Raw genomic sequence first — 6971 nt, 5'->3', positions numbered from 1 at the left:
TTGACCGGCGCATACCGGAAGATCATCCAGGTGCTGGAAGGCAAGACCATCAGTCCACCGCCGATCTGGCTCATGAGACAGGCAGGGCGTTATCTGCCGGAATACCGGGAGACGCGGGCGACGGCGGGAAGTTTTCTCGATCTCTGTTATACGCCGGATCTGGCTGTCGAGGTGACCTTGCAGCCGATCCGGCGCTACGGCTTCGATGCGGCGATCCTGTTTTCCGATATCCTCGTCATTCCGGATGCGCTTCACCGGAACGTGCGGTTCGTGCAGGGCGAAGGCCCGCAGATGGATCCGATCGATGTTGCCGGCATTCAGGCGCTGAGGGGCGACGGAGTTCTTGCCCATCTTGCTCCGGTCATGGAAACGGTTCGCCGTCTGAGACGGGAACTCCCTGACGAGACCACGCTGCTCGGTTTCTGTGGCGCCCCCTGGACGGTTGCCACCTATATGATCGCCGGCCATGGGACGCCTGATCAGGCCCCTGCCCGGCTCTTCGCCTATCGGCATACCGAGGCTTTCGAGAAGCTCCTTTCGCTGCTTGCGGAAATTTCCGCGGAATATCTGGTCGCCCAGATCGATGCCGGGGCGGATGCCGTGCAGATCTTCGATTCCTGGGCGGGCGTGCTTGGCGAAAAGGAATTCGAAGCCTATGCGGTGAAACCCGTCGCCCGGATGATCGAGATCGTTCGCCGCCAGCGGCCGCAGGCAAAGATCATCGCCTTCGCCAAGGGCGCCGGCCTGAACCTGAAATCCTATCGCCAGAAAACCAATGCGGATGCGATCGGCCTCGACTGGTCGGTGCCGCTTTCGTTTGCTGCCGAGCTGCAGAAGGACGGCCCGGTTCAGGGCAACCTCGATCCGATGCGGGTCGTCGCCGGCGGCAGGTCGCTTGACGACGGTATCGACGCCATTCTCGAGAAACTCGGGCAAGGGCCGCTGATCTTCAACCTTGGCCATGGCATTACGCCCGAAGCTAATCCTGACCACGTGACGACACTGATCGAGCGCGTGCGCGGAGCGAAGATGTGAGCGGGCAGGAGCTGCAGACAGGCAAGACAGCCGGTCGGCGGTCGGCAATGCGGGCCTTCATCGCACTTGCCGTCTTCGTCGCCATCCTGGTGGCGGTCTATCTGGCTCAGCCGGATGATTTTCTTCTCTACGTCAAGGCTTTCCATGTCATCGCGGTGATGTCCTGGATGGCCGGTCTGCTCTACATGCCGCGGCTGTTCATCTATCACAGCGACGCGGAGCCGGGTTCGGCGCAGTCCGAAACCTTCAAGATGATGGAACAGCGGCTCCTGAAGATCATCATGAATCCGGCGATGATGATCACCTGGGTTCTCGGTCTTTTCCTCGCCTGGGACGTCTACGAATTTCGCGGCGGATGGCTGCATGCGAAGATCGGGCTTGTCGTGCTGCTCACAATGGTGCATGTGCTGTTCAGCCGCGCGGTGCGTAACTTCGCGGTCGATGGTTCGCGAAGAACGCCGCGTTACTGGCGTTTGATGAATGAACTCCCGACCGTTCTGATGATCGGGATCGTCATTCTGGTGATCGTGAAACCGTTCTGACGCGAGGATATTCTTTCTTTGGCAAGATTTCCGTCTTGCCCCTTGCGGCGTTCCACGTGAATCGCTATTTTCCTCCCCATCTCATCTCGTGGCATGCGTGTAATTTCCCGTCGTCCCCGGTTCATCTTCCGCGGTAGCGAATTTCACCGACACGCCTACATCCCCCGAAATTCTCAATATGGTCCCCCCCTTCATGGCTGAAATGAAGCTTCAAGAACTCAAGAGCAAATCCCCTACCGATTTGCTGACCTTCGCCGAATCACTGGAGGTCGAGAACGCCAGCACCATGCGCAAGCAGGAACTGATGTTTGCGATCCTCAAGGTTCTGGCGAGCCAGGACGTCGAAATCATCGGCGAAGGTGTGGTCGAGGTCTTGCAGGACGGGTTTGGTTTCCTGCGTTCCGCGAACGCAAACTACCTCCCCGGTCCCGATGATATCTATATCTCTCCCTCCCAGATCCGCCGCTTCTCGCTGAAGACCGGCGACACGGTCGAGGGTCCGATCCGCGGTCCCAAGGAAGGCGAGCGTTATTTCGCCCTTCTCAAGGTCAACACGATCAATTTCGACGACCCGGAAAAGATCCGCCACAAGGTCCATTTCGACAACTTGACACCGCTTTACCCGAACGAGCGGTTCAAGATGGAACTGGAAGTTCCGACCTCCAAGGATCTCTCCGCCCGCGTGATCGACCTGGTGGCACCGCTCGGCAAGGGCCAGCGTGGCCTGATCGTCGCGCCGCCGCGCACCGGTAAGACCGTTCTCCTGCAGAACATCGCCCACTCGATCACCGCCAATCATCCGGAATGCTACCTGATCGTCCTGCTGATCGACGAACGGCCGGAAGAAGTCACGGACATGCAGCGCTCGGTCAAGGGCGAGGTCGTTTCCTCCACCTTCGACGAACCGGCCGTGCGCCACGTGCAGGTCGCCGAAATGGTCATCGAGAAGGCAAAGCGCCTGGTCGAGCACGGCCGCGACGTCGTCATCCTGCTCGATTCCATCACCCGCCTTGGCCGCGCCTACAATACCGTCGTGCCCTCCTCCGGCAAGGTCCTGACGGGCGGCGTGGACGCCAACGCCCTGCAGCGCCCGAAGCGCTTCTTCGGTGCCGCCCGTAACATCGAGGAAGGCGGCTCGCTGACGATCATCGCGACCGCGCTGATCGACACCGGCAGCCGCATGGACGAAGTCATCTTCGAAGAGTTCAAGGGCACCGGCAACTCGGAAATCGTGCTCGACCGCAAGGTCGCCGACAAGCGCATCTTCCCGTCGATGGACATCCTCAAGTCAGGTACGCGTAAGGAAGACCTGCTGGTGCCGCGCCAGGATCTCCAGAAGATCTTCGTGCTTCGCCGTATTCTCGCCCCGATGGGCACCACGGATGCGATCGAGTTCCTGATCGACAAGCTGAAACAGACGAAGACCAACGGCGATTTCTTCGACTCGATGAACACCTGATCCTTAGCCGGATTCGCAAAGACGACGAGCGCTCGGTTCTACCGGGCGCTTTTCAGTTTGGAGCCGTCTCTGATAGATTGATTGCATGATCCAGGCACTCAACGATACGATCTATGCCAACTCCAGCGGGACTCTCCCCGCCGGCGTTGCGGTTATCCGGATAAGCGGGACGCAGGCATTCGACGCCTCCGGGGTTTTGGTAGGGGACCTGCCGATGGGCAGGAAGGCTGCGCTTAGGACGATTCGGAGCCGCAACGGTTCGATCATCGATCAGGCTCTGGTTCTGACCTTTCCGGGCCCGAGTTCCTTTACCGGCGAGGACTGTGTTGAAATACACTTGCATGGCAGCCGTGCCGTCGTTGCCGCCGTTTATCGGGAACTGGAGGCCATCGGGCTTCGTCTGGCCGAAGCGGGGGAGTTTTCCCGTCGAGCCTTCGAAAACGGAAAGCTGGATCTGGTGGAGGTCGAGGGCCTCGCGGATCTGATTGCCGCTGAGACCGAGATGCAACGGCGGCTGGCGGTCGAACAGGGTTTTGGCGGGCAGTCGGCGCTCTATATGGAATGGGCCGAGAGATTGACCCGAGCGCGGGCCTTGATCGAGGCGGAGCTTGACTTCGCGGATGAGGATGACGTTCCCGGATCGGTTTCGGACAGGGTCTGGACTGAGGTGGCGGATCTTTATCTCGAGATCGAGAAGCATATTGCCTCAGCGAAAGCCGGAGAGATCATTCGCGACGGATACAAGGTGGTCATCGCAGGTCCTCCGAATGCCGGCAAGTCCAGTCTTCTCAACGCGCTGGCGAAACGGGATGTCGCTATCGTCACGGAGATTGCCGGCACCACGCGGGATATTCTGCATGTCGACGTGGACATGGATGGCTATCTTGTGCGGTTCTTCGATACGGCGGGGCTTCGTGAAAGCGAGGATCGCGTTGAGCAGGAGGGTGTGCGGCGGGCGCGAATAGCGATCGAACAGGCCGATCTCGTCCTGCAGCTCGAAGAGATCGATTCGGACTCGAAACAGATCCTCGAGAGGGTGACCGCGGAGGTGCTGCGGGTTGGAACCAAGGCGGATATACGCCGCCCGTCGGCTGCGTACGATCTGAATATCTCCAGCGAAACGGGGGATGGGCTGGACGAGCTTCGTTCGCTGATCCTGGAAAAGCTCCGCGAAACCTGGTCCGGATCGCTGGTTCCCAACCGGCAGCGACACCTTCAGTACCTGAAAGAGGCTTCCATTTTCATCGAAGAAGCGTTAAACGGCCGAGAGCTCGATCTTCGGGCCGAGAGCCTCCGGGCCGCAGCATCGTCGCTGGGCCGCATCACCGGCCGGGTAGATGTGGAGCAGCTGCTTGACGTGATTTTTTCGCAGTTCTGCATCGGTAAGTGATTCACGTGAAACAGAGCGGCCGTGCTGTTTCATAAGGTAGGCAAATGGAAACGACATTCGACGTCATCGTCATCGGCGGAGGGCATGCTGGCTGCGAGGCAGCGAGTGCGGCCGCGCGCATGGGAGCCAGCACCGCGCTGATAACGCATAACCGACAGACCATCGGTGTGATGTCTTGCAACCCTGCGATCGGCGGTCTCGGCAAGGGCCATCTTGTGCGTGAGGTCGATGCCTTTGACGGCTTGATGGGCCGCGTGGCGGATGCCTCCGGCATCCAGTTCCGGCTTCTCAATCGCAAGAAGGGACCTGCGGTGCGCGGGCCACGGACCCAGGCCGATCGCAAGCTTTACCGCCTGGCGATGCAGCGTGAAATTTTCGACCACCCCAATCTCACCGTGATCGAGGGAGACGCCTTCGATATAGGGATCGAGGACGGGCGAGTCGGCTCGGTTGAACTGAAAGACGGACGTCGATTCGGATGCGGAACAATTGTTCTGACAACTGGCACTTTTCTTCGCGGCCTGATTCACATTGGTGACCAGAAGATTCCTGCGGGCCGTGTCGGTGAAGCCCCTTCCCTGGGATTGTCTGAGACCCTGGCGCGATTTGGCTTACGCCTGGGTCGGCTGAAAACCGGTACTCCGGCGCGGCTGGATGGAAATACGATCGATTGGAGCCGTGTCGGCTTGCAGGAGGCGGACGAACAGCCGGTTCCTTTTTCCTTCATGACCGACAAGATCAAAACAAGGCAGATTGCCTGCGGCGTCACGCGCACAACGGACGCGACCCACAAGATCATTTCAGACAATATCCACCGCTCCGCGATGTATTCCGGCCAGATCGAAGGAGTAGGTCCACGTTATTGCCCCTCGATCGAGGACAAGATCGTCCGTTTCGGCGAGCGCGACGGGCACCAGATCTTTCTGGAGCCGGAAGGCTTGGACGATCCGACGGTATATCCGAATGGCATTTCAACATCCCTCCCCGCCGATGTCCAGGAAGCGTTCATTCGAACCATTCCGGGTCTGGAGGCGGTGACGATCATGCAGCCGGGCTACGCGATCGAATATGATCACGTCGATCCCCGAGAACTGACCGCGGGCTTGGAATTGAAGAAGATTCAGGGGCTTTTTCTTGCTGGGCAGATCAATGGCACAACGGGTTACGAAGAAGCAGCAGCGCAGGGTTTGGTTGCCGGCTTGAATGCGGCGCAAAGGGCGTCTGGCAGTGAGACCTATCATTTCAGCCGCGCCGAATCCTATATCGGCGTGATGATTGACGATCTCACATCCCGCGGAGTGACTGAACCCTATCGGATGTTTACGTCGCGTGCCGAATACCGGCTGTCGCTCAGGGCCGACAACGCGGATGTTCGCCTGACGGAAAAGGCGATCGAACTGGGCTGTGTCGGGCCAGCGCGGGCGGCGAAGTTTCGGGCCTATACGCAGGCGCTGGATGCAGGTCGAGAATTACTCCGATCCCGTAATCTGACTCCCAACGAAGCCAATGGCCACGGCCTGAAGCTAAACAAGGATGGGCAGCGCCGAACTGCTTATGAGTTGCTGGCCTATCCTGATCAATCCTTGTCGGGCCTCACGGCCATATGGCCTGAATTCGCACAGTTACCGCCCAAGGTTGGAGAAGCCTTGGAGATCGAAGCGTCCTATGCGGTTTACATGAATCGGCAGGCGGCCGATATCCATGCTACCCATCGCGACGAAGCCCGCATTATACCGCAAGGCTTTGATTTCACAGTACTTCCGGGACTTTCCAATGAACTTAAGCTGAAGCTGTCGTCGGCAAATCCGGAGAATCTTGCACAAGCGGGAAAGGTTGACGGGATGACGCCAGCCGCCCTAGCTCTCATCCTGGCGCTACTTCGGAAAGAAGAAGCTGCACCACATCGCCTCAAGCGAGTCCTGTAAATGCTTCTGAACGGCAAGAGTGTTTCACGTGAAACGCAAGAGAAGCTTGAGCATTTCTCATCGCTTTTCCAGAAGTGGGCGAAGGCCATCAACCTTGTGGCGCCATCGACGCTGGACGAGTTGTGGCGCCGGCATATTGCTGACAGCGCTCAGATCTTCCAGCTCTCCCCCCAACCCCGCAAATGGCTGGATCTCGGTTCTGGAGGAGGCTTCCCCGGGATCATAACCGCGATCTTTCTGGCCGAGGCGCAGGAGGGATGGGTTCACTTGGTGGAAAGCAATCAGAAAAAGGCAGCGTTTCTTCGAGTGGCGCTTAGCGAGACGGGTGCCAGAGGTTCTGTCCATCCGTTGCGAATCGAATCGGCCTCAAAGGCTCTTCCAGATTGCGAGCGCATCTCGGCCAGGGCTCTTGCAGAGCTCGATCCGCTTCTTTCCTACACATCGGCGTGGATGATCGACAAAGAAACAAGAGCTTTTTTTCATAAAGGCCGGGATTACGAGGCAGAAGTCGAGAAAGCCCGTGGTCGTTGGGTATTCGATCTGATAAAACATCGGAGTGCCGTCGAGCCGGATTCAATTATCCTCGAGATATGCAATTTGAGGCACAAAGAACCCTAGAT

The 6971-nt window shown here is 58.7% G+C and carries 6 protein-coding genes; all 6 read left to right on the top strand.

The window, feature by feature from the left end; genetic code table 11:
- Window positions 1–72 precede the first annotated feature (72 nt).
- The 6 genes from hemE to rsmG all read left to right on the top strand — a co-directional run bounded on the left by hemE (window position 73) and on the right by rsmG (window position 6969).
- Window positions 73–1035 (top strand): uroporphyrinogen decarboxylase, encoded by a 963-nt coding sequence (gene hemE, locus LZK81_RS22875; protein ID WP_418936511.1) that lies wholly within the window; start codon window positions 73–75, stop codon window positions 1033–1035.
- 47 nt (window positions 1036–1082) lie between these two features.
- Complete coding sequence (hemJ, locus tag LZK81_RS22870; RefSeq protein ID WP_046611915.1) at window positions 1083–1577, top strand: protoporphyrinogen oxidase HemJ; 495 nt, start codon at window positions 1083–1085, stop codon at window positions 1575–1577.
- 193 nt (window positions 1578–1770) lie between these two features.
- Complete coding sequence (rho, locus tag LZK81_RS22865) at window positions 1771–3036, top strand: transcription termination factor Rho (protein ID WP_105404823.1); 1266 nt, start codon at window positions 1771–1773, stop codon at window positions 3034–3036.
- 85 nt (window positions 3037–3121) lie between these two features.
- Window positions 3122–4426 carry a tRNA uridine-5-carboxymethylaminomethyl(34) synthesis GTPase MnmE gene (gene mnmE, locus LZK81_RS22860; RefSeq protein ID WP_046611873.1) on the top strand — a complete coding sequence of 435 codons (1305 nt, stop codon included), beginning with the start codon at window positions 3122–3124 and terminating at the stop codon, window positions 4424–4426.
- Between the two features lie 44 nt (window positions 4427–4470).
- Complete coding sequence (gene mnmG, locus LZK81_RS22855) at window positions 4471–6351, top strand: tRNA uridine-5-carboxymethylaminomethyl(34) synthesis enzyme MnmG (protein WP_233954793.1); 1881 nt, start codon at window positions 4471–4473, stop codon at window positions 6349–6351.
- Window positions 6352–6969: a 16S rRNA (guanine(527)-N(7))-methyltransferase RsmG gene (gene rsmG / locus LZK81_RS22850; RefSeq protein ID WP_233954792.1), complete on the top strand. Its 618-nt coding sequence runs from the start codon at window positions 6352–6354 to the stop codon at window positions 6967–6969.
- The last annotated feature ends 2 nt before the right edge of the window (window positions 6970–6971 follow it).

Source organism: Neorhizobium galegae (genome assembly GCF_021391675.1).
Lineage (GTDB): Bacteria > Pseudomonadota > Alphaproteobacteria > Rhizobiales > Rhizobiaceae > Neorhizobium > Neorhizobium galegae_B.
Note: the sequence above shows the minus strand (reverse complement) of the source record. Positions and strands in the feature narration are given on the sequence as shown.